Source organism: Leisingera sp. ABM4_101, assembly GCF_056158725.1.
The window spans coordinates 1,568,410-1,594,555 of record NZ_JBSWTV010000002.1 but is presented as its reverse complement, the minus strand read 5'-3'; the positions used below and the strand labels follow the sequence as shown (position 1 = coordinate 1,594,555).

General features: G+C 63.5%; 27 protein-coding genes and 1 tRNA gene. 15 read left to right on the top strand and 13 right to left on the bottom strand.

Going from position 1 to position 26,146, the window contains the following annotated elements; all coding sequences use genetic code 11:
• Positions 1 to 36 precede the first annotated feature (36 nt).
• Together dgcN and ACXAEK_RS08795 are read right to left on the bottom strand one after the other, a co-directional pair.
• Entirely contained in the window at positions 37 to 1,038 is a 1,002-nt protein-coding gene (gene dgcN / locus ACXAEK_RS08800; RefSeq protein ID WP_475041249.1) for an N-acetyltransferase DgcN, read from the bottom strand.
• Between the two features lie 116 nt (positions 1,039 to 1,154).
• On the bottom strand, positions 1,155 to 2,423 hold the full coding sequence (locus tag ACXAEK_RS08795; protein WP_475041248.1) for an MFS transporter: 1,269 nt from the start codon (positions 2,421 to 2,423) through the stop codon (positions 1,155 to 1,157).
• Between the two features lie 222 nt (positions 2,424 to 2,645).
• On the opposite strand from ACXAEK_RS08795, the gene ACXAEK_RS08790 reads away from it, so the two are divergent.
• Both ACXAEK_RS08790 and ACXAEK_RS08785 read left to right on the top strand, forming a co-directional pair.
• Positions 2,646 to 3,605 (top strand): L-malyl-CoA/beta-methylmalyl-CoA lyase, encoded by a 960-nt coding sequence (locus ACXAEK_RS08790; RefSeq protein WP_475041247.1) that lies wholly within the window; start codon positions 2,646 to 2,648, stop codon positions 3,603 to 3,605.
• Positions 3,606 to 3,679: 74 nt separating this feature from the next.
• A complete protein-coding gene (locus ACXAEK_RS08785; RefSeq protein ID WP_475041246.1) occupies positions 3,680 to 4,282 on the top strand; it encodes a hypothetical protein in 603 nt (200 codons plus the stop codon).
• A 401-nt stretch (positions 4,283 to 4,683) separates the two neighbouring features.
• Here ACXAEK_RS08785 and ACXAEK_RS08780 read toward each other — a convergent pair whose 3' ends face one another.
• On the bottom strand, positions 4,684 to 5,136 hold the full coding sequence (locus ACXAEK_RS08780) for an Lrp/AsnC family transcriptional regulator (RefSeq protein ID WP_475041244.1): 453 nt from the start codon (positions 5,134 to 5,136) through the stop codon (positions 4,684 to 4,686).
• Between the two features lie 73 nt (positions 5,137 to 5,209).
• Here ACXAEK_RS08780 and ACXAEK_RS08775 point away from each other — a divergent pair, with 73 nt between their 5' ends.
• Positions 5,210 to 5,806, top strand: coding sequence for a LysE family translocator (locus tag ACXAEK_RS08775; RefSeq protein ID WP_475041243.1), 597 nt, complete (start codon positions 5,210 to 5,212; stop codon positions 5,804 to 5,806).
• 83 nt (positions 5,807 to 5,889) lie between these two features.
• Here ACXAEK_RS08775 and ACXAEK_RS08770 read toward each other — a convergent pair whose 3' ends face one another.
• Positions 5,890 to 6,723 (bottom strand): AraC family transcriptional regulator, encoded by an 834-nt coding sequence (locus ACXAEK_RS08770; protein WP_475041242.1) that lies wholly within the window; start codon positions 6,721 to 6,723, stop codon positions 5,890 to 5,892.
• A 127-nt stretch (positions 6,724 to 6,850) separates the two neighbouring features.
• On the opposite strand from ACXAEK_RS08770, the gene ACXAEK_RS08765 reads away from it, so the two are divergent.
• A complete protein-coding gene (locus ACXAEK_RS08765) occupies positions 6,851 to 7,813 on the top strand; it encodes an acetyl-CoA carboxylase carboxyltransferase subunit alpha (RefSeq protein ID WP_475041240.1) in 963 nt (320 codons plus the stop codon).
• 259 nt (positions 7,814 to 8,072) lie between these two features.
• Here the strand turns inward: ACXAEK_RS08765 and ACXAEK_RS08760 are convergent, their stop codons facing one another.
• The gene (locus ACXAEK_RS08760) at positions 8,073 to 8,549 is read right to left on the bottom strand and encodes an Lrp/AsnC family transcriptional regulator (protein WP_475041239.1); all 477 of its coding nucleotides are present in this window, start codon (positions 8,547 to 8,549) and stop codon (positions 8,073 to 8,075) included.
• A gap of 143 nt (positions 8,550 to 8,692) precedes the next feature.
• Here ACXAEK_RS08760 and ACXAEK_RS08755 point away from each other — a divergent pair, with 143 nt between their 5' ends.
• A complete protein-coding gene (locus ACXAEK_RS08755; protein ID WP_475041238.1) occupies positions 8,693 to 9,733 on the top strand; it encodes a zinc-dependent alcohol dehydrogenase family protein in 1,041 nt (346 codons plus the stop codon).
• 193 nt (positions 9,734 to 9,926) lie between these two features.
• Here ACXAEK_RS08755 and ACXAEK_RS08750 read toward each other — a convergent pair whose 3' ends face one another.
• The 3 genes from ACXAEK_RS08750 to ACXAEK_RS08740 form a co-directional block, all read right to left on the bottom strand.
• Positions 9,927 to 10,589, bottom strand: coding sequence for a GntR family transcriptional regulator (locus ACXAEK_RS08750; protein ID WP_475041237.1), 663 nt, complete (start codon positions 10,587 to 10,589; stop codon positions 9,927 to 9,929).
• A 57-nt stretch (positions 10,590 to 10,646) separates the two neighbouring features.
• Positions 10,647 to 12,515: an adenylate/guanylate cyclase domain-containing protein gene (locus tag ACXAEK_RS08745; protein ID WP_475041236.1), complete on the bottom strand. Its 1,869-nt coding sequence runs from the start codon at positions 12,513 to 12,515 to the stop codon at positions 10,647 to 10,649.
• 85 nt (positions 12,516 to 12,600) lie between these two features.
• Positions 12,601 to 13,287 (bottom strand): M48 family metallopeptidase, encoded by a 687-nt coding sequence (locus ACXAEK_RS08740; RefSeq protein ID WP_475041234.1) that lies wholly within the window; start codon positions 13,285 to 13,287, stop codon positions 12,601 to 12,603.
• Between the two features lie 101 nt (positions 13,288 to 13,388).
• On the opposite strand from ACXAEK_RS08740, the gene ACXAEK_RS08735 reads away from it, so the two are divergent.
• A complete protein-coding gene (locus tag ACXAEK_RS08735; protein ID WP_475041233.1) occupies positions 13,389 to 13,715 on the top strand; it encodes a TIGR02300 family protein in 327 nt (108 codons plus the stop codon).
• Positions 13,716 to 13,900: 185 nt separating this feature from the next.
• A tRNA-Ala gene (locus ACXAEK_RS08730) sits at positions 13,901 to 13,976 on the top strand.
• A gap of 205 nt (positions 13,977 to 14,181) precedes the next feature.
• Here the strand turns inward: ACXAEK_RS08730 and ACXAEK_RS08725 are convergent.
• On the bottom strand, positions 14,182 to 15,498 hold the full coding sequence (locus ACXAEK_RS08725; RefSeq protein WP_475041231.1) for a Coenzyme F420 hydrogenase/dehydrogenase, beta subunit C-terminal domain: 1,317 nt from the start codon (positions 15,496 to 15,498) through the stop codon (positions 14,182 to 14,184).
• A gap of 254 nt (positions 15,499 to 15,752) precedes the next feature.
• Between ACXAEK_RS08725 and ACXAEK_RS08720 the strand changes: the two genes are divergently transcribed.
• Positions 15,753 to 16,793, top strand: coding sequence for a radical SAM protein (locus ACXAEK_RS08720; RefSeq protein ID WP_475041230.1), 1,041 nt, complete (start codon positions 15,753 to 15,755; stop codon positions 16,791 to 16,793).
• Between the two features lie 96 nt (positions 16,794 to 16,889).
• On the opposite strand, the gene ACXAEK_RS08715 is transcribed toward ACXAEK_RS08720, so the two are convergent.
• Positions 16,890 to 17,690 (bottom strand): phytanoyl-CoA dioxygenase family protein, encoded by an 801-nt coding sequence (locus ACXAEK_RS08715; protein WP_475041229.1) that lies wholly within the window; start codon positions 17,688 to 17,690, stop codon positions 16,890 to 16,892.
• 99 nt (positions 17,691 to 17,789) lie between these two features.
• Between ACXAEK_RS08715 and ACXAEK_RS08710 the strand changes: the two genes are divergently transcribed.
• Entirely contained in the window at positions 17,790 to 18,722 is a 933-nt protein-coding gene (locus tag ACXAEK_RS08710; RefSeq protein WP_475041227.1) for a LysR family transcriptional regulator, read from the top strand.
• On the opposite strand, the gene irrA is transcribed toward ACXAEK_RS08710, so the two are convergent.
• A complete protein-coding gene (gene irrA / locus ACXAEK_RS08705) occupies positions 18,687 to 19,103 on the bottom strand; it encodes an iron response transcriptional regulator IrrA (RefSeq protein ID WP_065265869.1) in 417 nt (138 codons plus the stop codon). The two genes, ACXAEK_RS08710 and irrA, sit on opposite strands and share 36 nt — an antisense overlap.
• Positions 19,104 to 19,319: 216 nt before the next feature.
• Between irrA and fabA the strand changes: the two genes are divergently transcribed.
• A complete protein-coding gene (gene fabA / locus ACXAEK_RS08700) occupies positions 19,320 to 19,829 on the top strand; it encodes a bifunctional 3-hydroxydecanoyl-ACP dehydratase/trans-2-decenoyl-ACP isomerase (protein WP_039127596.1) in 510 nt (169 codons plus the stop codon).
• Between the two features lie 69 nt (positions 19,830 to 19,898).
• Here the strand turns inward: fabA and ACXAEK_RS08695 are convergent, their stop codons facing one another.
• Positions 19,899 to 20,657 carry a hypothetical protein gene (locus ACXAEK_RS08695; RefSeq protein ID WP_475041226.1) on the bottom strand — a complete coding sequence of 253 codons (759 nt, stop codon included), beginning with the start codon at positions 20,655 to 20,657 and terminating at the stop codon, positions 19,899 to 19,901.
• A 242-nt stretch (positions 20,658 to 20,899) separates the two neighbouring features.
• On the opposite strand from ACXAEK_RS08695, the gene fabB reads away from it, so the two are divergent.
• Together fabB and ACXAEK_RS08685 are read left to right on the top strand one after the other, a co-directional pair.
• Entirely contained in the window at positions 20,900 to 22,129 is a 1,230-nt protein-coding gene (fabB, locus tag ACXAEK_RS08690) for a beta-ketoacyl-ACP synthase I (RefSeq protein WP_475041225.1), read from the top strand.
• 6 nt (positions 22,130 to 22,135) lie between these two features.
• Complete coding sequence (locus tag ACXAEK_RS08685) at positions 22,136 to 22,927, top strand: enoyl-ACP reductase FabI (RefSeq protein ID WP_475041224.1); 792 nt, start codon at positions 22,136 to 22,138, stop codon at positions 22,925 to 22,927.
• Between the two features lie 146 nt (positions 22,928 to 23,073).
• Here the strand turns inward: ACXAEK_RS08685 and ACXAEK_RS08680 are convergent, their stop codons facing one another.
• The gene (locus ACXAEK_RS08680) at positions 23,074 to 23,502 is read right to left on the bottom strand and encodes an FKBP-type peptidyl-prolyl cis-trans isomerase (RefSeq protein ID WP_475041222.1); all 429 of its coding nucleotides are present in this window, start codon (positions 23,500 to 23,502) and stop codon (positions 23,074 to 23,076) included.
• Between the two features lie 136 nt (positions 23,503 to 23,638).
• Here ACXAEK_RS08680 and ACXAEK_RS08675 point away from each other — a divergent pair, with 136 nt between their 5' ends.
• Genes ACXAEK_RS08675 through ACXAEK_RS08665 form a run of 3 tightly spaced genes read left to right on the top strand, consistent with a single transcriptional unit; the run spans position 23,639 to position 26,138 of the window.
• Complete coding sequence (locus ACXAEK_RS08675; protein ID WP_475041220.1) at positions 23,639 to 24,325, top strand: haloacid dehalogenase type II; 687 nt, start codon at positions 23,639 to 23,641, stop codon at positions 24,323 to 24,325.
• 8 nt (positions 24,326 to 24,333) lie between these two features.
• Entirely contained in the window at positions 24,334 to 25,164 is an 831-nt protein-coding gene (locus tag ACXAEK_RS08670; RefSeq protein WP_475041219.1) for an alpha/beta fold hydrolase, read from the top strand.
• On the top strand, positions 25,161 to 26,138 hold the full coding sequence (locus tag ACXAEK_RS08665; RefSeq protein WP_475041218.1) for a threonine ammonia-lyase: 978 nt from the start codon (positions 25,161 to 25,163) through the stop codon (positions 26,136 to 26,138). Before ACXAEK_RS08670 ends, ACXAEK_RS08665 begins: the two co-directional genes overlap by 4 nt.
• Positions 26,139 to 26,146: the final 8 nt, after the last annotated feature.

The window sequence follows — 26,146 nt, the reverse complement described above, 5'->3', positions numbered from 1 at the left end:
GGCCGCAGCCCGGAACCTCCGGCGGGAGCTGTTAGATCAGACTGCGGCCAGCGCGTCCACCAGGCGGCCTGCGCCGTGGCGGTACGGATCAACGGCGGGCAGGCCCATGCGCTCTTCGACTTCAGCCAGATATTTCACCGCTTCGTCTTCGCTGAGGTGCTGGGTGTTCACCGAGATACCGACGATCTGGCAGGCCGGGTTGGCGCGCTGCGCCAGCGGCAGCGCCACGTCGCGCAGCGATTCCAGGGTCGGCACGTCGTATTCCGGCAGGCCGCGCATATGGGTGCGGGTCGGTTCGTGGCACAGGATCAGCGCGTCCGGCTGGCCACCGTGCACCAGCGCCATGGTAACGCCCGAGTAGGACACGTGGAACAGCGAGCCCTGGCCTTCGATCAGGTCCCAGTGGTCGTCGTCGTTGTCCGGGGTCAGATACTCGATGGAACCGGCCATGAAGTCGGCGATCACAGCGTCCAGCGGCACGCCGTGGCCGGTGATCAGGATGCCGGTCTGGCCGGTGGCGCGAAAGGTCGACTTCATGCCGCGCTTCTGCATCTCGTTGTCCATCGCCATGGCGGTGTACATCTTGCCGACCGAGCAGTCGGTGCCGACCGCCAGGCAGCGCTTGCCGGTGCGGGGCTTGCCGTTGGCAATCGGGTAGCCGACGGTGGGGACGCGCACATCGTGCAGGGTGCCGCCATGGGTCTGGGCCGCGGCCACCAGGTCGCCTTCGTCGCGCAGCAGGTTGTGCAGGCCGGAAGCCAGGTCATAACCCATTTCCAGCGCTTCGATCAGCACTTCCTTCCAGGCCTCGGAAATCACGCCGCCACGGTTGGCAACGCCGATCACCAGGGTCTTGGCGCCGGCTTCCTTGGCTTCGGCCAGGGTCATATCCTTGATCCCCAGGTCGGCGCCGCAGCCCGGCAGGCGGATCTGGCCGACGGCGTGGTCAGGACGCCAGTCGCGGATGCCGATGGCAACCTTGGCGGCCAGCATGTCAGGCGCGTCGCCCAGGAACAGCAGATAAGGGGTCTCGATCATCGCGCTCATCCTTTGAAAAAGTTAGTCGCGCCAATTTCGGGCTAATTCTGCGCAAAGTCCTCTCGAAATCGCGCAAGAAAGTTACCCACGCACGATTTTCTTCGGCGATTCACTTACTATGTCGAAGATTCTCCCCCTATGCTGCCGGTTCTGTGCGTTTCTTCCTCTTCGGCCCATGATTCCGCCTGCAGAACACCCGGCTGCGCCACGCCAATCACCCCCATCGCCTGGAACTCGCCGGTGTCCTCCGGCGCCTCGGTGGTTGCGCGCCGGGCAATGGCGATCAGCACCACGACCACGCCAACCGCTATCAGCAGGTATTGCAGCCCCCGCCCGTCGGCGAGGCTGATCATGTTCGGGCCGATCAGGACGCCAAAGAACTGCCCCAGCTGCAGCAGGAACGCCATGGTGCCGCTGGCCGGGACCACCTGCCCCGGCTGCAGCTGGTCGTTGGCGTGGGCGGCCAGGATCGAATAGACCGGCAGCGTGGTTGCCGCAATGACGGAGAAGCCGATCACGATGCGCGACGGCGCGGTGTCCACTGCCATCCACAGGGCCACCAGCGCCGAGATCCCCGACAGTGCAATCACTACATAACGCCGGTCGGTACGGTCCGACAGCCAGCCCACAGGATATTGCACCAGCGCCGAGACAATCAGCGCAATCACCAGCACGCCGGAGGCCTGCGCCTCACTGAAACCGTTCTGCAGCGCATAGAGCGGCAGGCTGATGTACCAGGCCACCACGCCGGCGCCCATGATGACAATGCCCAGCACCGTCATCGGGGAAATCTTGTAAAGCCGCGTGACCGGCATCCGGTCCGGGGCGGAATAGTCGGGGGCGCGGATGTTAGACAGCAGCAGCGGCACAATCGCCACCGAAAGCAGGATCGAGGTGACGCCGAACAGCATGTTGCCGCTAGGGTCCGGCAGGCCGACCATCGCTGTGCCCAGTGCCGGGCCTGCAGTCTGAATGATGAAATAGACCGACAGCACCTGCGCCCGGATCCGGTTCTCAGACTTGGCGTTGAGCCAGCTTTCGGTGATCACATAGAGACCGGGAAAACAGAACCCCGCCAGCAGGCGCATCGCCGCCCAGCTGACCGGATCTGAGGTAAGCAGATGCGCAATAGCCGCCACCGAGACCATCGACGCCAGTGCCGAAAACACCCGGATATGGCCCACCTTCTCGATCAGCCGCGGCGTTAGCATGGTGCCGGCCAGCGCGCCCAGCGGATAGCAGGACTGCATGATTGAAATTTCCAGATCGGAAAACCCCAATGTCGCTCCGCGGATGGTCAGCAGCGTCACCAGTAGCCCGTTGGCCACCATCAGCATCATCATGCCCAGGAACAGGGCCCAATTCTCGGTCAATGCGCGTTTCATGAAACTCCTTTGCTGCACGGGGCCTGCAGCCCGCGCCTTGCCTACCCCTAGAGGGGCGGCGGCGGCGGTTTCGCGCATGTTTGCGACGGAAACGGCGCAAACGGGATTGCCGCAACGCGGCGTCCTTCGCCGCAAGTGCAAAATCCGCTTGCAAGACGATGCGCAATTTAATAACCCCAAGAGCGAAAAATCTGCAATTTCCTTACCCCGGGAGGTCTCCGCATGTCATTCCGCATCCAGCCCGCAGCCCCTGCGCGCCCCAACCGCTGCCAGCTGTTCGGCCCCGGCTCCAAGGTTAAGCTGTTCGAAAAGATGGCGGCCTCAGCGGCGGATGTCATCAACCTCGACCTTGAGGATTCGGTGGCGCCGGATGACAAGGATCAGGCCCGCGCCAATGTGATCGAGGCGATCAACACTGTCGATTGGGGCAACAAGTACCTGTCGGTGCGCATCAACGGGCTCGACACCCCCTATTGGTACCGCGATGTGGTGGATATTCTGGAGCAGGCGGGCGAGCGGCTCGACCAGATCATGATCCCCAAGGTGGGCTGCGCGGAGGATGTCTATGCGGTGGATGCGCTGGTCACCGCCATCGAACGCGCAAAAGGCCGCAGCAAGCCGGTTTCCTTTGAGGTGATCATCGAGTCGGCAGCGGGTATCGCCCATGCCGAGGATATCGCCAAATCCTCCCCACGCCTGCAAGCGATGAGCCTGGGAGCTGCCGACTTTGCTGCCTCGATGGGGATGCAGACCACCGGCATCGGCGGGACGCAGGAGAATTACTACATGATCCGCGAGGGCCAGAAGCATTGGTCCGATCCCTGGCACTGGGCGCAGGCCGCGATTGTCGCCGCCTGCCGCACCCATGGCATCCTGCCGGTCGACGGCCCGTTCGGCGACTTCTCCGACGAGGACGGCTATATTGCGCAGGCGAAACGGTCTGCGACATTGGGAATGGTCGGCAAATGGGCGATCCACCCCAGCCAGATCGCGCTGGCCAACCAGGTGTTCACCCCGTCGAACGAGGCAGTGGCGGAAGCCCGCGAGATCCTGGCCGCGATGGAAGAGGCCAAGGCCTCCGGCGCCGGGGCAACCGTTTACAAGGGCCGTCTGGTCGATATTGCCTCGATCAAGCAGGCCGAAGTGATTGTGGCGCAGGCCGAGCTGATCGCGGGCAGCTGACGCCGGTCCGTGATGCGAAGGTTCTGAAGGGCGTCCCGGCGGGGCGCCCTTTTTTGGCTGGAATGGAAGGTTTCATGGCAGGTTTCACCTTGCTGCACACCGCGCAGCTTCACGCGGACACGTTTGACAGGCTGGCGCCGGAGGCAAATCTGACGCATCACGTCCGCCCCGACTGGCTGGCACGGGCGCAGAGCGGGATTGATCTCACCCTGTGCCAAGAGATCACCGAGGCAATCCAGGCGGCTGAGGGCGCGGTGCTGTGCTCCTGCACCACCATCGGCGAAGTGGCAGAGGAAGCGGGTGCCATCCGTATTGACTGGCCGATGATGCAGGAAGCGGCGCGTATTGGCGGGCCGGTGCTGATGGCCTATTGCCTGGACAGCACGGCTGAACCCTCCCAAGCGCTGCTGCACCGGGCGTTTGGAGACCGTGACCCGCAGCTCACCTGCCTGCACCTGGGACGGCAATGGCCGCTGTTTGAAGCAGGTGAGAGCGACGGCTTTGCGCAGGCCATTGCCGCGGATGTCTTGAAAGCGCTGGACGGGGGCGCCTTCGGCTGCGTGGTGCTGGCACAGGCCTCGATGGCGAATGCGGCGGGGGCCATCCGCGCAAGCTCAGATGTACCGGTGCTGGCCTCGCCGGAGCTGGCGGCAGCATACCTGCTCGCGCAACGTTAGCTGCCCGGCCAAGGCCCCTGCCCCGCCGGTCTTGTCTGTCTCTGTTTCAGTGTCCTGCGCGTCAAAGCTGTCAGGCGGTTAGGAATTGGCGGCGCCGCCAACAATGGCGGAGGCGGTACGGGCGTATCCGCCCGCGTGCTAAACGTTGTCTCTGCACGTCCCCTGATTAGAGGGAACCTGTTCCTGGGGTCCCGGGGGTGTCAGGCCCGGCGGTAACCGCGATCGGGGAGTACTATGGCCGCAGCATCTTAAGATTGGGAAAGCGATGCGTACGCAGGCTGCGCAACACTTGCGGCCGAGGGCCTGCTGCAAAGGCCGCGCAGTGAGTATTTACAGCAAGATAAAAGAGCTGCTTCGTTTCACCTTGCCGAAAATACTCCAAATCCACGGCTGGCCGGGGATCACGCCCGCATGTCCTTGGGCGAGCCCATCACCACATAGGTCGTGATTCCGGTGACATAGGGCGAGGTGCCCAGGATATCGGTATGGAACCTCTTGTAACTGGGAAGATCGGCGCATTCGACGCGCAAAAGGTACTCGATGGTGCCGGTGATATTGTGGCACTCCACCACCTCCGGTGCCGCCTGCATGGCGCGTTCGAAGGCTTCCTGCGCTTCCTTGGTGTGCTCGCCCAGGCCAACGCCGATGTAGGTGGCAAAGCCAACCCCCAGTTTCTGCCGGTCCAGCACCGCGCGGTAGCCGGTGATGACGCCCGCGCGCTCCAGTTCCTGCACCCGGCGCAGGCAGGCGGAGGGCGACAGGCCCACCCGCTCCGCCAGTTCCAGGTTGCTGATCCGGCCGTCGCGGGAGAGCTCTTGCAATATCTGCTGGTTTATCCGGTCACTTTTCGCCATTGATTGCGAAAGTAGGCACAGCGCAGGGCAAAACGCAATTTCATTTGGCCTGTTTGGCGCAATGATTTTGCGCATGACTTATGAACTCCTCACCGCGCTCGCGCTTTTCGCCTTTGTCTCCTCGATCACACCGGGGCCGAACAACCTGATGCTGATGGCCTCCGGCGCCAATTTCGGCTTCCGCCGCACCATTCCGCATATGCTGGGGGTGGCGCTGGGGTTCGTGTTCATGGTGCTCTTGGTCGGCGCCGGGCTGGTGCAGGTGTTTGATGCCTTCCCGGTCAGCTACACGGTGCTGAAAGCGGTCTCGGTCGTCTATCTGCTGTGGCTGGCGTGGAAGATCGCCAATGCGGCGCCGGTGCAGGCGAAGGGCGCGGAAGGCCGCCCGATGACCTTCCTGCAGGCGGCGGCGTTTCAATGGGTGAACCCCAAGGCCTGGGCGATGGCGCTGACCGCGATCAGCGCCTACACGCCGGACCAGACGCTGGCGGCAATCCTGCTGGTGGGGGCAATTTTCGGCGCCATCAACCTGCCTTCGGTCGGCTCCTGGACGGTTCTGGGCCAGCAGATGGCGCGGTTCCTGACCAGCCCTCGGCGGCTGGTGCTGTTCAACTGGACCATGGCGGTGCTGCTGGTGGCCTCGCTCTATCCGGTGATCTGGCCGCAATAGCGTTCATCACCAACCCGCAGGGGCGGAGCGCCCGCCCCCGCGCAAGAGGGCGGGCGCTGCCCTGCCTGCAGCAGGGCGGAAGGTTACTTCAGGGGCAGGCAGATCTCGGTCAGCAGCTCCTCCGGCGCAGTGTCGCGCGGGTTGTTCAAGTAAATCTCATAGCAGGGCTGATCAGCCGGTTCCTCGCCCGACTCCGGCAGCCAGTTGCCAAACAGGCTATGATAGGCAGCGTGGATCCCGGAGTACGGCCCTTTGTAGGTGAGGACCGCGGTTTTGCCGCCTGGGAGGCTGACTTCCTCCATACCGTCCGGAACCGCACTGCCACTGAATTCCGCTCCTGCAAAGCTGCGCAGATCCGCCTCTGCCACGTCTTCGGGGCTGTCGAAATAGACGCCCAGAACCGCGCCCAGCTGCGGCCAGAGCCGGCGGCTTTCGCAGATCGCGCCAAAGGCCTCAAAGCTCTTGCCGATCTCGTGGTAGGCGCCCTTGTGCGGCAGGCCGGCCAGGCGGCGGGCGGGGTCGGTGCGGGTGATCACGTCATACATGGGATAACTTCCTGTTCTGAGGGGTGGGTTGGGCAGCCGCACCTGGCCGTCGCGGCGGAAGGCCGCCGGGCTGCTGCCGTAAGCATCAGAGAACGCACGGGAGAAGCTGTTCTGGTTCGGATAACCTGCGCGGGCGGCCACCTGCGCAAGGGGCATATCGCCGGTGACCAGCCAGACCGCAGCCCGGTGCAGCCGGATGCGGCGCACCGCCTGGGCGCAGGTTTCGCCGGTCAGGGCCCGGAACACCCGGTGCCAGTGGAACCGCGACATGGCCGCCACATCCGCAAGCTGGTCCAGCGACAGGTCGCCGTCCGTGTTGTCGTGGATATAGGCCAGAACCCGCAGGATCCGGTCTTCGTAGCTGGCGGCCATTGGCGGCGTCTCCTTTTGCGTTACTCTGCCCTCTGGTGATGGCATGAGCGTAGATCACAAATCTTGCTGAGTTGCATCTTGGCGCCGCTAAGGCCATATAGCTGCAAACCTGCAGAGCAGAGGCAACATGACCCAGTATCTGGAATTCGAAAAACCGCTGGCCGAAATCGAGGGCAAGGCGGAGGAGCTGCGGGCGCTGGCGCGCGCGAACGAGGAAATGGATGTGGCAGACGAGGCTGCGGCGCTGGACGCCAAGGCCGCGCAGCTGCTGCAGGATCTTTATCGGGATCTGACCCCCTGGCGCAAATGCCAAGTGGCGCGCCATCCGGAGCGTCCGCATTGCAAAGACTACATCGAAGCGCTGTTCACCGAGTACACGCCGCTGGCCGGCGACCGGAACTTTGCCGATGACCTGGCGGTGATGGGCGGCCTGGCGCGGTTCAACGACCAGCCGGTGGTGGTGATCGGCCACGAGAAGGGCAGCGACACCAAATCGCGGATCGAGCGCAACTTCGGCATGGCGCGGCCTGAGGGTTACCGCAAGGCGATCCGGCTGATGGAAATGGCCAGCCGCTTCAATCTGCCGGTGATCACGCTGGTGGACACCGCCGGCGCCTACCCCGGCAAAGGTGCCGAAGAGCGCGGCCAGTCCGAAGCGATCGCCCGCTCGACCGAGATGTGCCTGAAGATTGGTGTGCCGCTGATCTCGGTGATCATCGGCGAAGGCGGCTCTGGCGGCGCAGTAGCCTTTGCCACCGCCAACCGCGTGGCGATGCTGGAGCATTCGATCTATTCGGTAATCAGTCCCGAGGGCTGTGCCTCGATCTTGTGGAAAGACGCCGAGAAGATGCGCGAAGCCGCCGAAGCGCTGCGCCTGACCGCGCAGGATCTGAACAAGCTGGGCGTCAACGACCGGATCATCCCGGAGCCGCTGGGCGGCGCCCACCGAGATGCCAAAGCCGCGATCAAATCTGTCAGCGGCGCCATCCAGGAGATGCTGGACGAGCTGAAGGAGATGGACGCGGCTCAGTTGATCAAGGACCGGCGCCAAAAATTTCTGGATATCGGCTCCAAGGGGCTGGCGGCGTAAGCGCTGTGCATCTGCAAGACTGGAAACCCGGCCTGAGCGCCGGGTTTTTTTGTGCATCGCACCGAAACCAGCGCAACACAGCCTGCTTGGCAAGACAGAAGCGGAAACCCGCAGACAGGCCCGGACACAAGGCGGGCTGATCGTAAAATGCTACCCATGCCGCGCCCAAACCCTGCAGCGCCCGTGCGGCACCCGCGCGGCCGGCGCCACTGGCCCAACTGCAAAGGCCTGCAGGCAGGCGGGAGCACCCGCTTGCAATTCAGAACCGCAGCTCACCCACCGGCAGATGGCTCGACGATTTCAGCTCCCGCAGGGACAGGCTGGATTTAATGCCCGACACCCCCGGCAGACGGCGCAGGACAGTTTCGACAAAACGGCTGTAGTCGTCCAGGTCGCGTGCCACGACCTGCAGCAGGAAATCCGCGTCGCCGGTGGTGTTGTGGCAGGCCAGCACATTGGGGCTGGCTTCGATCGCGCGCTGGAAATCTGCCGTTGTGGCTGCATCGTGCTCGGTACAGCTGAGCTGGACAAAAGCCATCACGCCAAACCCCAGCGCGCGGCGGTTCAGCACCGCCTGGTAGCCTTGGATGACGTCCTCCTCGTTCAGCCGCTTCAGCCGCCGCCAGCAGGGGGTCTCGCTGAGCGACAGGCGTTCAGCAAGCCTGGCATTGGAAAGGCGGCCGTCCTTTTGCAGGTGATCCAGAATCAGGGCATCTGTTTTATCAATTTGCACCATCTAGGAAGACTCCTGCTTATTTCCGGGGTTCTAAGAAAGATTGCGCCTCAAACCTGCCAGATCAAAGAGGGAAAAGAAATGCTCTCCCCCAGGATGCCTTGCTAGAAAGGCCCGATCCCGCACCACTGAGAGGAACCCCCGCGATGAAAGCTGTTGTGTACGAAAGCTTTGGCCAAGCGCCGCAAGTGAAAACCGTGGACGACCCCGCACCCGAAGCCCATGGCGTGGTGATCAAGGTCGAAGCCACCGGCGTTTGCCGCAGCGACTGGCACGGCTGGATGGGGCATGACCCGGATATCACCTTGCCGCATGTGCCGGGGCATGAGCTGGCGGGAACGGTGATGGCCGCAGGCAAGGATGTCCGCAAATGGACAGCCGGCGACCGGGTGACGGTGCCCTTTGTGGGCGGCTGCGGCACCTGCCCCGAATGCCATGCCGGCCACCAGCAGGTGTGCCACAGCCAGTTCCAGCCCGGTTTCACCCATTGGGGATCCTTTGCCGAATATGTGTCCATCCACCAGGCGGACCTGAATCTGGTGGCACTGCCGGAAGAGATGGAGTTTGCCACCGCGGCCAGCCTGGGTTGCCGTTTCGCTACTTCCTTCCGGGCCGTCGCGGATCAGGGCCGGGTCTCGGGCGGGCAATGGGTGGCGGTGCATGGCTGCGGCGGCGTGGGGCTGTCGGCAGTGATGATCGCCAATGCGCTGGGCGCCAATGTGATTGCCGTCGATATCGCAGAGGACAAGCTGGCACTTGCCCGGGACCTGGGGGCCATTGCTGCCGTGAACGCCAGTACCGTTGCGGATGCGGCGGAGGCTGTGCGCGAGATCTCCTGCGGGGGCGCGCATGTGTCGCTGGACGCGCTGGGACATCCTGTGACCTGCTTCAACTCAGTCAATTCGCTGCGCAAGCGCGGCAAGCATGTGCAGGTGGGGCTGATGCTGGCGGACCACAGCACGCCCCAGGTGCCGATGGCGCGGGTGATTGCGGATGAGCTGGAAATCCTCGGCAGCCATGGCATGCAAGCGCACCGTTACGGGGCGATGCTGGACATGGTGCAGTCCGGCAAACTGGCGCCGGAGCGGCTGGTGGGGCAGGAAATCAGCCTTGAGCAATCGGTGGCAGCACTGATGGAAATGGACCGGTTCCAGTCGGTCGGCGCAACGGTGATCACCCGGTTCTGAGTCCGGCTGGCAGCACCAGGCAGCGCTCCCGCGCCCGCGCAACACCGGCTGGCGCCGGCGCCGCTGGCGGCCTTGGGCCCGGCTCGGCGCCGAAGCGCCGAGCCGGGCCCAACTGAGAGGGCAATTTTTCAAATTGACTGGAGCAGGCGGGAGCGCCCTGCCCGTCTCCTGGCCCTCTGCCAGGATCCTGGGCCTACCCCGCCAGCAGCCGCAGCCCCTGGGTCACATCCGAGCGCACCGCAAGGCGCAGGCCGGGCTCGTCGCCCGCCTTCAGGGCCGCGATGATCAGGCGGTGGTTCTGCGGCGGGTCCGTGCGGCGCAGGCGGCCGTAAAGCGCCCGCATTGTCGGGCCAAGCTGCAGCCAGACAGTTTCCGCCATCGCCAGCATCGCAGGCGCCTGGGCGCGCAGATAGAGGGTGCGGTGGAACTCCAGGTTGGTGCGGATATAACCGACCGCATCCCGTTTGGAGACCATTTCGGCAACATTGGAATTAATGGTCTGCAGCCGGTCGATCAGCGCCATATGGGCGCGCGGCAGGGCGCGGCTGGCCAGCTCCACCTCCAAGAGCGCGCGCAGGGCGGCCAGTTCCTCGATGCGTTCATTCGTCAGCTCCGGCGTCGAGACCCGGCCCGAAGAGGAGAGGAACAGCGCCCCTTCGGCGGCCAGGCGGCGCACGGCCTCGCGCGCGGGAGTCATCGAGACCTCGAACTCGCGGCCAATGCCGCGCAGGGTCAGGGCAGCGCCAGGGGTGATCTCGCCATGCATGATGCGGGTGCGCAAGGTGCGGTAGACACGGTCATGGGCCGGAAGAGATGCGGCGGAAGCGTCCGGAGAGGGGCGGGCAGTCAGAGTCATACCGCCTATGTGATCACAAAGCGCGCAGCGGTCAAGCGGACAGATCCGCGCGCGTGATCACAGACGGCCTGCAAGCCCGGCGAGGCTGAGGCCCGTACGCAGGCGGCGCAACGGGGCCTGCGCCGAATAGGGAAACCCCGCGGATGCCTGATCCACGGTGAGAGGTGCATTCTTTAGGCGTGCGCAGGCCGCGGCCGCCTCCTCAAAACGCCCAAGCGCTGCCAGGCTGGCGCAGCGCAGCACCAGGGCCTGCTGCGCTTCGGGCTGCAAAGACAGCGCTTCGGCTGCGGCCTCAGCAGCCGAAGCCTCTTCACCGGCGGCCAGATGAAGGGCGGATTGCAATGTCAGCACCTCCGGTGCGGGCAGCGGGTCCAGGCGGCGGACGCGCTCCAGTACCTTTTGCGCCGCGCCGCCCTGCCCCGCCAGATGCAGAAGCCAGCCCCGCAGGAGCTGACCATCAGCATCATTCGGAAACGCCTGGGCGAGGGTTTCTGCAACCTGCAGCGCCTCGGCGCCTTCACCGGCAAACTGCGCCGCCAGCGCCCGCAGCTGCAACACTGCAGACAGCGGGGGCAGGTCCGTTGCCATTTGCGCCGCCTCTGCCGCGCGCTGCGGCAGGCCCGGCAACGGGCCGGTCAGCGGATCCAGGTGCCAGTATGCGGCCAGTGCCCGGGCCTCCGGCCAGCCGGGCGCCATTTCCAGCACTTGCTGCAACGCCTGACCGGCGCCGCGCCGGTCCCCTTGCAGCATCAGCCCGCGGGCCTGCAGCAGCAAAAGCACAGCGCCGTCAGGAGTATCCGGGCGCGCAAGGTCCGGCAGCGGCTTGCCGAAGTAACGGATCACGCTGGCCGCCAGATCCGGCGCCAAGCCTGAGAGGGCCAAAGCGGGCTGCGGCGGCAGGATGCTGAGCGGCTCTGCTCCGGCTTCGCCGGCGGTGCCGCGGCGGGCCTGGAGGATTTCCAGCCGCACCCCCTCCTGCAGCGTGCCCGGAAAATGGCCCGCTACCACGAAATCCGCACCGAGCAGTGCTGCCGCCTCCCCCGGCAGCAGGCCTGCGGCGGCACGGGCGCTGGCCGGGGCGGTAATGCGGACGCCGGTGGCGGGGGCCAGGCTGCGGGTCACCTCCCCGGAAATTGCTTGGGCCAGGCCAGGCGGCAGCATGTCGGCCGTGAAGGGCAGCACCGCAATCACCGGGCTGCCCTGGAAGGACACAGCAGCAGGCCTGCCGGGCACCGGCGCAGCAGCGCCGTTCAAGCGGGCCGCCTGCTGCCACCCCCAAAGCCCGGCCACGGCTGCCGCGGCGCCCAGGCAGCCTGCGAGCAGCAGCAGCGTGGGCCGCATAGCCCTGGGCGCTGCCGCATCTGGCGTCTTGGGCATCTTGGGCGGCTGGGTGCTGCGGCGCAGGGCGGGCAGCGAGGTCAGCTCCTCCCCCAGGAAATACACCTGCACCGGATCAGGGATGTTCTTGACCTCATGCTGCCCGAAATCCTCAAAATCATAAGGGATGCGGTTGCGGACCTGGTCATAGGCCGATGCCGAGAGGGCAACGCCGCCAGGCTGTGCGAGGGCTTCCAACCGCGCGGCAATGTTCACCTCGTCGCCGTAGACATCGCCCTGCGCGATCAGCACCTCGCCCAGGTTGATCCCGACGCGCAGCTGCAGATGCCGGGTCCGCGCCGCATCCGCCTGGATCTGCGCTGCGGCCTCCACCGCTGAGATCACACTGGGAAACAATGCCAGCACCCCGTCACCCATCAGCTTGACGATACGGCCGCCATGGCTGCGGATGGCCGGCGCAATCAGGGTCTGCTGCTGCGCCAGCACCTGGTTCAGCGTGCCGGCCTCATCCTCGGCCATCAGGCGGCTGAAGCCGGAGACATCCAGCATGAAGATGGCGGCAAGGCGTCTTTGCGGCTTATCTGACACGGGGAACAGGCCTTTTGACCGGGAACTGGCAACTGGAACTTGGCGCCAGCTTAGCCCGGGCTTTCACCGTGTCAAAGCACTGATTTCATTCGCCGAACCGGTAGCGGTGCAGGCTGGCGCCGTTTTTGCGCAGCCAGGCGCGGGGTTCATTCCAGCGGCCATGGATGCGTTCCACCGTGTCCCAGAACGCCTGCGAATGGTTCATTTCCGCCAGATGCGCCACCTCGTGAGCGGTGACATAGCGCAGCACCGCAGGCGGTGCCAGGATCAGCCGCCAAGAATACATCAGCCCGCCGTCCGCGGTGCAGGAGCCCCAGCGCGAGCGGGTATCGCGCAGGGTCAGGCGGCTGTAGCTCTTGCCCAGCCGGGCCGCATAGAAATCGGAGGCCTCCGCCAACCGGTTGCGGGCCAGTTCCTTGAGATAGCGTTGTAAGGGCCTTCCCGGGCTGCTGCCCGGCACTACGATGCGGCCCGCGTCCAGCAGGATGCGCCGTCCCTCTGCGCGTTCGATCACCCTGTTCTGCCCGTCGATGGGCAGCACCGCACCAAAGGCAGCCTCCACCGCTTGCGGGTGTTGCTCCAAATGCGACCTGATCCAGTCCGCCTTTTCCCCGGCGAAGTCCAGAGCGGCCTGTTCGGGAAGATTCTTGGGCAGGGTCAGAGTCACCCGCCCGTCCAGCGAGGAAATGCGCAGGCTGATACGCCGCGCCCGTGCCGAACGGCGCAGGGTCAGCGGCACCGGCGGCTCCCCGGGCAGGTGATGTTCGGCCATACGCGCGCCCCTTTCCAGGCTTAGGCTTTGACAGTGCCCCCCTCATATGGCAAGGCACCGGAATTGTCGATACGACTCACCAGTAAATCAAGGGGATCCACATGCCCAAGGAAGAATGGGGTGTAAAGCGCGTCTGCCCCACCACAGGCAAGCGCTTTTATGACCTGAACAAGGACCCGATCGTCAGCCCCTACACCGGCGAGGTGGTCGAGCTGGATACCGGCAAGACCCGGATGATCGAGGCGGATGCCGAAGACGCGGCCACCCTGAAGGCCAAAGAGAACATGGACACGGATGACGTGGTCCTGGATGATGATGACGACGTCGATGTCGATCTGGGCGATGACGTTCTGGACGACGACGATGATGATGACAACGTCTCGCTGGACGACATCGCCGACATGTCGTCGCCGGACGACGATTCCTGAGACTGTTCAAGCGGTTCGGGGGCACAGCATGTTGTTCCCGGACCGTCCGTCCCGCGGGCCGGCAAAAAAATTGGAACCCGGCGCATTTTCCGCTTGCAGCCCGCGCCGCCGTCCCGTAAACGACGCTCACACCGCAAGACGGACCGCACCGGAAACGGAACGGACACTGAAAAGCGGACAGGTTTGGGGCCTTAGCTCAGCTGGGAGAGCGCCTGCATGGCATGCAGGAGGTCAGCGGTTCGATCCCGCTAGGCTCCACCAAATCTTCAGAAAATGACAGGCACAATAGCTCTCAGTCCAGAGAGCACGTTTTGCCGGTTCACCCGACGCCGCCCGGGCCGCGGACACGCGCGCAGCCCGTCAGGATTGCCTCACAACCCAAGCAAGTTGATCCTGACTGTCCAGGCCACAGGAGCGATAGAAGCATTGCAGGGACCCGCAGACACCAATGCTGCCTGCCACCTGCCTATTCTGCCGGCCGGGGTTCCGGTTCTAACGCCTTGCCGTTCCGCACCCGTTCGCGGGTGCCGTCGCGCTGGCGGGCGGCCTGTTCCGGCCCCAGCGCCTCTGTCAGCGCATCCAGGCGCAAGCGGGCGGTGCGCGGCACTGTCCAGCCCTCGGCGCGCAGGCCCTCATGGCGGGCGCCCGCGGCCAGCTTCTTGTTGCGCTGATGCGGCTGCACGCTGTCCATGTAGCGCGGATCCACCTCCCCGGTGACGGTCAAATACCCTGCCTCCACCGCGCGGCGCACCAGGTCCGCACCGCGGGCACTGCGCACCACAATGGCGTTGGTGCCAGGATCGCTGTCTTCGGTCTCCGGATCCGGCGAACCGCCGGGCCAGGTGTCGGAGGCTGCGATATCCGCGGATTCGCCGATGCCATCAGGGCAGACCTTGCAGCGGAAGGGCAGCACCCACATGCTTTCATCCGTGCCCCAGAAATCGGTGTATCGTTTTTCCAACACGGTGCCGTCCGCCATCTCCACCCGGGTCGGGCCGGGGCAGCCGTAACCGCGGTAGCGCAGGCCGGTGACCTGCGCCGGGTCCAGCCCCAGGTCCTGCTCCAGGAACCGGGACATGCCCTGGGGCGGCATGAAGCCGCCACAGACAGGGGTCAGCATATACTTGACAAGTGCATCCACCCGCGCGTCTGTCCGTGCCAGGTTGCGCAAGGCGGCGATGTCGCACGGCTTGCCAACAAAGGCAAAAGGACGTCCCTTGTCCAGCTGCTCCAGCACATCAATAAGCGGTGCCGTGGGGCCATAGCGGGAGCCCGCCCCGGCCAGAACGCCAGCGGCGGTATCCGAGACGGCGCGCTCGCCAAATGCCGGCACTTTTGCGGAGGCTTTGGCGTGGAGGATGAAATCAACCTCGCCGGTTTCGACCAAGAACATACCCAGCGCCGTAAGCACCCCGCCGGTGGAGCCGATGTGCCGCACTTCCGGGTCGGCGGCATGGGCCAGGGACATATGCTGATAAGCCCCCCAGATCAGATCGTGTTTGGCGGCCCCATCCAGCTCCGCCTCCGGCAACCCCTCGACCCGGGTGCCGGGGCAGACATCCATGATGCGGTCGACGGTTTCATGGGTCAGATGCCCCTGCACCACCGGACGCTCATAGCCCGTTTCCACCCTCTCCATGCGCACGGTCTGCGGCCCGGCCACCGACTGGCACAGGCCGCAGCCAATGCACATGGCGTCTTCGGTGAGCCGGTTCAGGCGTTCTGACGGGGTTGCTGGATGGATCCGTTTCGCGGTTCCGGTCTTGCTGTCGGACTGTGTCACTCCGGTCTCTCCCTGCCGCTGGCTGCCGGCCCGCGTTCGCATGCCGCGGGCCGTTCCGGGGTCAGCTGACCGCATCCACAACCGGTATTCTTGTCCAAAAGCGACGGGCAAAGCGGCCGCTGCTAAGCCGGGATCCGCACCGCCGCGCCACCGCGTTCACGCAAAGCTCACGCAATGTGACGGCGCGAAAACTTGCCAGACGCTGTGCGGGCCTTAAGGTAGATCGCAAACGCAGCTTTTCGTGAGGCAACTGCATGAAAGATCTCGCCCCCGTGCCGGACCTAAGTCCGGAAACCGCGCAGCCGGACCTGCCCGCCAAGCCCCCGGGCCTGCACGAGCGGGCGCTGCACTTCCTGGCCCGGTTCCTGCCGCTGGCCTATTTCCGCCGCCCGCCCAAGATCATCATTATTGACGCCACCAACAGCTGCAACCTGCGCTGCCCGGTCTGCCCGGTGACCTTTGCTATGCAGCGCAAGCGCGGCATGATGAAGCCGCATGTGTTCCGCAAGATCATTGATGACTTCAAGGATCAGCGTGAGAAACCGGCGATCTATTTCAGCTTCTCGGGGGAGCCGACCCTGCATAGGGACCTGCCGGACTTCATCGCCTATGCGCATGAAAACGGCCATGACACCTATCTTTCGACCAACGCCACAAGGCTGACCCCGGAAATGAGCGAGCGGCTGATCCGCTCAGGGCTGGCCCGGGTGAACCTCTGCATGGACGGGTTTTCGAAAGAGGCGCAGGAAACCTACCGGGTCAATTCCGATTTCGGCAAGGTTAAATCCAGTATCGAGGAATTTCTGACCATCAAGAAAGAGATCGGTTCCAAGTCGCCGGTCACGGTGCTGCAGACGCTGCTGACCAGCTATTCGGAACCGCAGATGGACGAGATGGAGACCTGGGCCAAGGAGGCCGGTTTTGACCGGGTCCGGTTCAAGACCTTCTCGATCGGGTCTTACACCTCTGCTGACCAGAAACGCGAGTTTGCGCATTTCCTGCCGCGCCAGAAGGAGCTGCGCCGCCATCCCCGCCACACCAGCCATGCCATGTGCACGGTGCCGCTGTTCCAGTCGGTGGTGTTCTGGAACGGCGACCTGGGCCTGTGCTGCATTGACTATGACCAGGTGATCCAGCTGCCCAATGTGGAACAGGATGGCTTTCTTGCCGCCTACCGTTCTGACGAGGCCGCCCGCGCCCGCAAACGCGGCTTCCTCAAGCAGTTCGGCATCTGCAAGACCTGCTCCTTCTCCAACGCCGAGAACATGGGCATTCGCCGCGACCTGAAGAAATAAGCGTGCAACCGGAGTTGCACGCTTCTGCTTCTTTCTGGCCCCAAATACTCTGGGGGTGAAGGCCTTCAGACCTGAGGGGGCAAAGCCCCCTCCCCTTTACCGCTGCAGCAGCACCGGGAACCAATCCTCGCGCAGGCGCTGACCAGGCTGCATATCGTGGCCTGGGAACGGCGGTGAAGTACGGCCGGGGCGCTCCACATAGCGCGCATCGTCCCCGACCAGCCGCAGCGAGAACGCACGGCGGCGCGACGTTGAAGTATTGCCGCGGGCACCGTGAAGAATTTTGTAGTTGAAAGCCACCGCATCGCCCGGCTGCATTTCATACTCCAGCACCGTCATGCCGTCCTCCACGTCCGGGTCCGGGACCGCCATGTACTGGCCCTCATCCGGGAAAAAATCCTCCTCCGACACCCAGCGGGTCGGCAGCACTTCCTTTGCCCATTTGTGCGATCCCGCCACGCAGCGCAGGGTAGCCTCCTTCACCTCGTCCAGCGGCGACCAGAAGCTGATTGTCTGCTGACCCTCGACAAAATAATAGGGGCCGTCCTGGTGCCAGGGTGTCGCCATCGAAGTGCCCGGCTCCTTGACCAGAACGTGGTCGTGGAACATTTGCACCGAAGTGGATTTCATCAGGTCGGCTGCAACCTCGGCGACCGGCGATTGCTTGATGGCCTGCTGGAATTCCGAAATGCGGGTCCAGTTGCAGTAATCGTCAAAGAAGCGGCCTGTCTGGCCCTCCTTCTTGTTCTCAGAGGCATAGGGGCCCGGGTTTTTCATATTGGCGGCAACGCCTTCGCGCAGCAATTCGACCTGTTCCGCAAACAAACCCCGGATCAGCACAACGCCGTCGCGCTGAAACTGCTCCACATGTTCCTGGGTGATGAGGGGGTGGACCATTTCTGCCTCCGCTGCTGAATGATGCAATTCTGATGCGCTATTCCTGCCGCAGCACAGGCATAGTTTCAAATCATATCTTTCTAATATACCCTTCGATCCATGTTATATTTAACTCTGCGCCACTACGAATACATCTGCGCCGTGGCCCGGCATGGCAGCCTGTCCGCCGCGGCGGAGGCCGTGCATGTCAGCCAGCCTGCGCTTTCCGCGGCGCTGAGCCGGATCGAGGACCATCTGGGCCATCCTTTGTTCCTGCGCCGCCGCGGGGCGGCACTAGCGATGACTCCGCAGGGCAGGCTGTTTGCTGAAAAAGCCCAGGCGCTGCTGGAGCAGGCAGCCCTGCTGGAAGACCCCAAGGGAACAAGCGCCGGGCAGCAGCGTCTGCTGCTGGTCTGCTTTTCCGATCTTGCCCCCTTCCTGCTGGCCCCTGCCCTGAAAGCACTGCGTCTTGCCATGCCAGAGGTGGAAATCAGTCACCGGGCCTGCGGCTTTGATTCGCTGATTACTGCCCTGTCCGAAGGTGAGGCGGATCTGGCGATCACCTATGACCTGGGTCTGGACGCAGGCTTCAGCCGGGCAGAATTGAAGCGGCTGTCACCGCACGCGCTGGTGCCGCCGAATCATCCGCTGGCGGCACGCGGCGGTATTTCTCTAGCAGAGCTGGCAGAGCACCCGCTGGTACTGTCGCAGGAGGGCCTGTCGGTGCAGCATATGCTGGGGCTGTTCAAAGCGCATGGGCTGGTGCCGCGGATTGCGCACCGGGCAGATTCGCTGGAGCTTCTGCGCAGCCTGGCGGCCAATGGCGAAGGTGTCGGCATCAGCTACAGCCTGCCGCCTGGCAGAATGAGCTATGACGGCAAAACCTTATGCGCAGCACGAGTCACCGATGCGGGGGCTGAAGAGCCGGTGATTCTGGCCGCACATGCGGATCTGCCTGTGACCTCCGTGGCGTATCAGGCACAGAACTTTCTTAGAATGGCGCTGAGCACCAGGCGGTCAGACCTTGCGCAGGCGGATCACCACATCGACTGAGGCGATTTCCATCCCCTCCGGCGCCTCCGGCAGCTTGTGAATCACCAGTTCCTGCGCAGGCGCATCGCTGACGCGCCCCTCATCTTCCCAGAAGAAATGGGGATGGTCGTGGGTGTTGGTGTCGAAATAGCTTTTGGAGCCGTCCAGCGGGATTTCCTGCAGCACGCCCGCGTCGCAGAAGGCCCGCAGTGTGTTGTAAACGGTGGCCAGCGACACCGCGGCGCCGTTTTTCTTGGCCGACTCAAACAGGCTTTCGGCGGTGATGTGGCGGTGCTTGCCGTCGCCTACCAGCAATTCGGCAAGCGCAACCCGCTGCCGGGTGGGCCGCAGCCCGGCATCTGTCAGCCAGCGTGTGGCCACTTCTTCGCTGTTTGGCGTCATGAGCAGGTCCTGCATCGCGTTGCTGACCGTATATATAGGAGCAACACCTCAGGTTTTTCAAATGAAATTCATTCGCAGCTAACGCAGTAATTTCTTCCGCGCCTGTGGCACATTCAGCGCAGGAAGTGACGCAGGGTACCCTTGCGGGACCCTTTGGCCCGGTGCTACAGGGTTCCAGATACCTACACACGAACCTCACGCAGGAGATGCGACCGGATGGCCGATTACCCCAGCAGCTTTGACAAGGACGATTTGCTGAAATGCGCGCGGGGCGAGCTGTTTGGGCCGGGCAACGCCCAGCTGCCGGCGCCGCCGATGCTGATGATGGACCGCATCACCGAGATCTCCGGCGACGGCGGCGAGCATGGCAAGGGCCATGTGATTGCCGAATTCGACATCACTCCGGACCTGTGGTTCTTTGACTGCCACTTCCCCGGCAACCCGATCATGCCCGGCTGCCTCGGCCTCGACGGGCTGTGGCAGCTAACCGGCTTCAACCTGGGCTGGCGCGGCTGGCAGGGCCGCGGCTATGCGCTGGGTGTGGGCGAAGTGAAACTGACCGGTATGGTCCGCCCGGACCGCAAAATGCTGACCTACCGCATCAACTTCACCAAGGCCATCCAGACCCGTCGCCTGACCATGGGCGTTGCTGACGGCATCGTCGAGGCAGACGGCGAAGTGATCTATCAGGTCAAGGACATGAAAGTGGCGCTCAGCGAGAGCTAAGATTCGAACCAACGTTTCTGCAAAAGGGAACCGGGCTCGTGCAAGTGATACGGCCCGTTTTTTTCTGTTTCACTGTTCAGGGCAACTGAAATCAAAGGATCGGCTGTCGGCCTGCCAGCCCCTGTCGAAAGGCTCAAGGTAAAAGTCCACGTTTTGGCTGGCAGTTTCCGGGACACGGCGCCCGCCTCGAAAAGTGAAATATTCCAGCTCCAAGTTTAACTTGCCCAAGTAGTATTTCTGGTGCTGGTTCATTGGATCCGGGGTGTATTCATAAACCGGAAACCCATCGCTATTGCGATTTTGAACGTGTACTTGCAGCGAAACCGGAACCGATGCCCCAGGCTGAACAAAAACAGAAGGCGCCGCCGCCGAACTGGTAATCTCTGCCAAGGAAGTTGCGCTTCGCTCCTCCCAATCCTCACCGAAAATCGCGCCGCCGCCGAGACGCAGCACGCCTCCTAGCCTCCCGCTGTTCTGAGCAACTCCCTCCAGCAGCAAAATGTTGCCCGGCGTATCTCCGTTCCCCATTGGAAAAACAGGTTTGTCTTCTCCGGCGGCCGCTCTGCAGGTTAGGTTTTCGATATCCTCAAAAGTCGCTTCATCGAGCAACAATGAGATTTGCGGCTCCTTCGTGACAAACGTATCGACCCAAGAAGAAGCTGCAATTGTCAGCAAGGAAATGACAGTAGCCACTCCTCCCAAAATCCCTGTCCAAGAATAGAATTTCCCTCGCAGGCCAGTATAGCGACCGCATGCGGAGCAGCGTCTCGCTCCAGCGTTTAATAACGTGTGACATGCAATGCAAAAATCCGGCCGTTCTTCATTCATAACCAACTTCCTGCGAAACCATTAATCGAATTGGATTGAAGTCCGTTTGGGGTGCAGTGCTATTCACTCTGAGCCTCACTTTCAATTCACACTCATACCTTTAAGCTCGATAAGCCAACAGGGTCTCTCACTTGCAGCATTTGGCAATAGGCTGAAAGTCAGCAATTCACCCAGACCCAACCCATCTTGCACCTCTTCCCCTCAAAGCCTAGTAAGGCTTAAGCAAACAAGGGAGTGCACGTATGCGCCGTGTCGTCGTCACCGGTCTGGGGATCGTCTCCTCCATCGGGAACAATGCCGAAGAGGTCACCGCTTCGCTGAAAGCCGGCAAATCCGGCATCGTTGCCAGCCCGGAGATGACCGAGCATGGCTTCCGCAGCCAGGTGGCCGGCACGCTGAAAATCGACGTGGCCGAGCATGTGGACAAGCGCACTCTGCGCTTCATGGGTCCGGGTGCGGCCTATGCGCATATCGCTATGAGCCAGGCAATCGCCGATGCGGGCTTGTCCGAGGATCAGGTGGTCAACGAGCGCACTGGGCTGGTGGCCGGTTCCGGCGGCCCGTCGACCTCGGCCATGCTGACGGCGCATCAAACTGTGCTGAAGTCCGGCGCCACCAAGCGGATCGGTCCGTTTGCGGTGCCGAAATGCATGTCCTCCACCATTTCCGCCAACCTGGCGACTGCGTTTAAGATCAAGGGCATCAACTACTCGATCACCTCGGCCTGCTCGACCTCGCTGCATTGCATCGGCAACGCGGCGGAGCAGATCATGATGGGCAAGCAGGACGTGATGTTTGCCGGCGGCGGCGAGGAGCTTGACTGGACTCTGTCCTGCCTGTTCGACGCCATGGGCGCGATGTCCTCTAAGAAAAACGACGATCCGGAAAAAGCCTCCCGTGCCTTTGACCAGGACCGCGACGGTTTTGTGATCTCCGGCGGCGGCGGCATTGTGGTGCTGGAGGATCTGGAGCACGCGCTGGCGCGCGGCGCGAAAATCTATGCAGAGGTGACCGGCTTTGCCGCCACCTCCGACGGCCACGACATGGTGGCCCCGTCCGGTGAGGGCGGCGAGCGGGCGATGCGCCTGGCGCTGTCGACCCTGCCAGAGGGCCGCAAGGTGGACTACATCAACGCGCACGGCACCTCGACCCCGGTCGGTGACGTGGGCGAAGTCGAAGCGGCCCGCCGGGTTTTCGGTGAGGGCAAGGTGCCGCCAATCTCCTCGACCAAATCGATGACCGGCCATGCCCAGGGTGCGGCCGGCGCGCTGGAGGCGATCTTCTGCCTGCTGATGCTGGACAATGATTTCATTACCCCCTCGATCAATGTAGAGACCCTCGCCGAAGGCATCCTGCCGGGCGAGATTGCCACCAGCCTGGTGGAAAACGCCGGCCTCAACTCGGTGATGACCAACAGCTTCGGCTTTGGCGGCACCAATGGCTCGATGGTTCTGAGCAAATACAAGGGATAAGTGACGATGGCGGGACTGCTGACAGGCAAACGCGGCCTGATTATGGGCGTTGCCAATGACCGCTCCATCGCGTGGGGCATTGCCAAGGCAATGGCGGAGGCCGGTGCCGAGCTGGCCTTTACCTACCAGGGCGAAGCTTTTGGCAAACGGCTGGAGCCGCTGGCGCAGAGCGTCGGCTCTGACTTCATGGTTGATGTTGATGTCACCGATGATGCCTCGCTGGACGCGGCGTTTGAACAGCTGGCAGGCCGCTGGCCCGCGATTGACTTCGTTGTCCACGCGATCGCCTATTCGGACAAGAACGAGCTGACAGGACGCTTCCTTGATACCAGCCGGGCGAACTTCAAAAACTCGCTGGATATCTCTGCCTATTCCTTTATCGAGGTGGCGCGCCGGGCCTATCCGCTGATGAAGGAAAACGGCGGTACCTTGCTGACGCTGACCTACCAGGGCTCGAACCAGGTGGTTCCGAACTACAACGTGATGGGTGTAGCCAAGGCGGCGCTGGAATCGGCAACCCGCTACCTGGCCAACGATCTGGGTCCGGAAGGCATCCGCGTGAACGCGATTTCTCCCGGCCCGATGAAGACACTTGCTGGAGCCGCCATCGGCGGTGCGCGCAAGACTTTCAAGCACACAGCCCAGAACGCGCCGCTTCGTGACAACGCGACGCTGGAGGCGGTTGGCGGTACCGCGGTCTACCTGGCCTCGGACGCGGGCGCCTGCACCAGCGGCGAGATCATTCGCGTGGATGGCGGTTTCCACATCCTGGGCATGCCGCAGCCGGATCACCTGTGATGTACCGATCCGCTTGAGCAAAAGAAAAGGCGCCCGCATGGGCGCCTAATTTTTTTAGCCTGTCCGGCTTATCAGCTTCGGTTTCTGCAAGCCGTCAGGCAGCCCGCTGCTGAATGCAAGAACATGCCCTGCCCGAAGACCCAGGCTCAGTTCACAGAAACCAGTTCAATGTCGAAAACCAGATCCTTACCCGCCAGGAAATGATTAGCATCCAGTGTCACGGTCTCGTCGTTGACTTCCACGACCGTCACTGGCAGCACTTGGCCCTCGGGGCTTTGCATTTGCAGCTGGGTGCCTAGGTCCAGCGGGATATCGGCGGGGATGCCCTCGCGCGGGATTTCCTGGCGGGCGGCAGGGTTGATCGGGCCATAGGCCTCGGCACAGGGGATCTCGAGGGTCTTCTTTTCACCCACACCCATACCGCCAAGACCGGCATCCATTCCCGCGATGACCTGGCCTGCGCCCACGGTGAATTCCAGCGGATCCTGGCCTTCCGAGCTGTCAAAGACTGTGCCGTCTGTCAGCTTGCCTGTGTAGTGGATGCGCACGGTGTCGCCGTTCTTTACCCCGGTCATGAGACCTCCAATCGGTTGCGGGTTGATAAAGGGGTGCAGCGTAACGCCCGGGGACGCGATGTAAACCCGTATGGGTACAATTTCCCGCTTTGCCCTGCCATGGGCTTCATGCAACTGTCGCCGAAGGGAGGGAGCTATGCCAATCACCACCTGTATCTTTGACGCCTACGGCACCCTGTTCGATGTTGCAGCCGCTGCCCGCCAGGCCGCCGGCGAGCCCGAATTTCCGCATCTGCAGGACAGCTGGGCCGAGCTGGCCAGCCATTGGCGGCTGAAGCAGCTGCAATACACCTGGCTGCGCGCAATCACCCAGGCCCACGCTGATTTCTGGGACGTGACCCAGGATGGGCTGGATTGGGCAATGGAGGCCACCGGGCTGGCGGGTGACGCGGCCCTGCGGCAGCGGCTGCTGGATCTCTACTGGGAGCTGCAGGCCTATCCGGAAGTGCCAGCCATGCTGCAATCGCTGAAGGATGCAGGCATGAACACCGCGATCCTGTCAAACGGCTCCCCGGCGATGCTGGATGGCGCAGTGCAGTCCGCCGGGCTGAGCGGCATGCTGGATGATGTGCTTTCGGTTGAAAGCGTCGGTATCTTCAAGCCTGACAGCAGTGTTTATGATCTCGTCGGCAAGCGTTTTGGCTGCGCCAAGGAAGAGGTGCTGTTTGTGTCCTCCAACGGCTGGGATGCGGCAGGGGCCTCGGGCTATGGCTTTGTCACCGCCTGGGTGAACCGTGCGGGCGAGCCGGTGGACCGGCTGCCTTGGAAACCGGCACATATCCTGCCGGATCTGACAACAATTCCCGATCTCGCCAAGGGCTGAGAGCAGACATGCCGTTTTTTGAAACGTCTGACGGGCTGCGCCTGTTCTTTTCCGGCAGCGGCGCAGGGCTGCCGCTGATCTGCCTTGCGGGCCTGACGCGGGACAGCCGGGATTTCCGCTATTTTGCGCCGCATGCCACAGGCTGCCGGTTGATCACCCTCGACGCCCGGGGCCGCGGACAGTCGGACCATGACCCGGATTTTATGAACTATAACGTTCTGCGTGAGGCGCAGGATGTGCTGGAGCTTCTGGACCATCTGGGCCTTGATCAAGCCGCCATTCTTGGCACGTCGCGCGGCGGGCTGGTGGCGATGGCCCTGGCTGCCACGGCCAAGCACCGGCTGGCAGCGGTGATCCTGAATGACGTCGGCCCGGAGATCCCGCCCGGCGGCATTTCACGGATCATGGAATATGTGGGCCGGCGCCCGGCGGCAAAGACCTGGGAAAAGGCAGCAGAGACGCTGGCCGCGCTGATGGCCCCCGCGTTTCCAGACGTGCCCCCTGCCCGCTGGCACGAGGAGGCCGAAACCTTTTATGACGAAACGCCTGATGGCCTCGCCTTGCGGTACGACCAGCGGCTGCGCGACGCGCTGCTGGCACAGGCGGACGCAGGCCCGCCGCCGGATCTGTGGCCGCTGTTCCTGGCGCTGGACGGCTTGCCCTGCGGCGTTATTCGCGGCGCGAATTCCGACATTCTGAGCGCAGAAACCTTTGCGGAGATGCGGCGGTGCCAGCCCGGCCTGCAAACCGCGGAAATTGCCAATCGCGGCCATGTGCCCTTTCTGGACGAGCCGGACGCGCTCGCCCTCATCCATTCAGTACTGGACCAGATCAGATGACCTCAATTGCCATGATTGAAGCCGCCGCTGAGCGGCTGAAAGGCCATGCAAGGGTAACGCCGCTATTGTCCTCGCCGTTCTTGGACGAAATCGCCGGGCGCCGCCTGTTTGTGAAGGCGGAATGCCTGCAGCATACCGGGTCGTTCAAGTTCCGCGGCGGCTGGTCGGCGGTTTCGGCGCTGGGTGAAGATGCGTGCAAACGCGGGGTAATCGCCTATTCCAGCGGCAACCATGCGCAGGGCGTGGCCGCCGCGGCCAAGGCGCATGGGGCGCCTGCGGTGATCGTGATGCCCGCCGACGCACCGCAGCTGAAAATCCGGAACACCCGCGACCTGGGGGCTGAAGTTGTGCTTTACGACCGCGCGGGCGGCGAAAGCCGCGAAGCCGTGGGCGCGAAACACGCCGAAGAGCGCGGGCTGACGCTGATCAAACCCTATGACGAGCCGCTGGTGATTGCCGGCCAGGGCACCTGCGGTCTGGAAATTGCGGAGCAATCTGCAACTGCGGGCATCGCCAAAGCGGATGTGCTGGTCAACTGCGGCGGCGGCGGGCTGTCTTCGGGCATTGCGCTGGCGCTGGAAGCGCGCGCGCCGGAGCTGCGGGTGCGCCCGATCGAACCGGAAGGCTTTGACGACGTGACTCGCTCGCTGGCCTCAGGCGAGGTGCAGCAGAACCCCAGCCAGTCCGGCTCCATCTGCGACGCCATCCTGACGCCGCAGCCCGGCGAGATCACCTTTCCGATCCTCAGCCGCCTGTGCGGCCCGGGTATCGTGATCACCGAGGAAGAGTCGATGCGGGCCATGGCACTGGCCTTTCTGCGCCTTAAGGTGGTGCTTGAACCCGGCGGCGCGGCGTCTCTGGCGGCGGCCCTGTTTCATGGGGATCAAATCGACGGCGACGCGGTGATCGCGGTTGCGACCGGTGGCAATGTGGACGCGGAGCTGTTCCGGGAGGCCCTCTCGCGCTATGCTTGAGGCCTGAC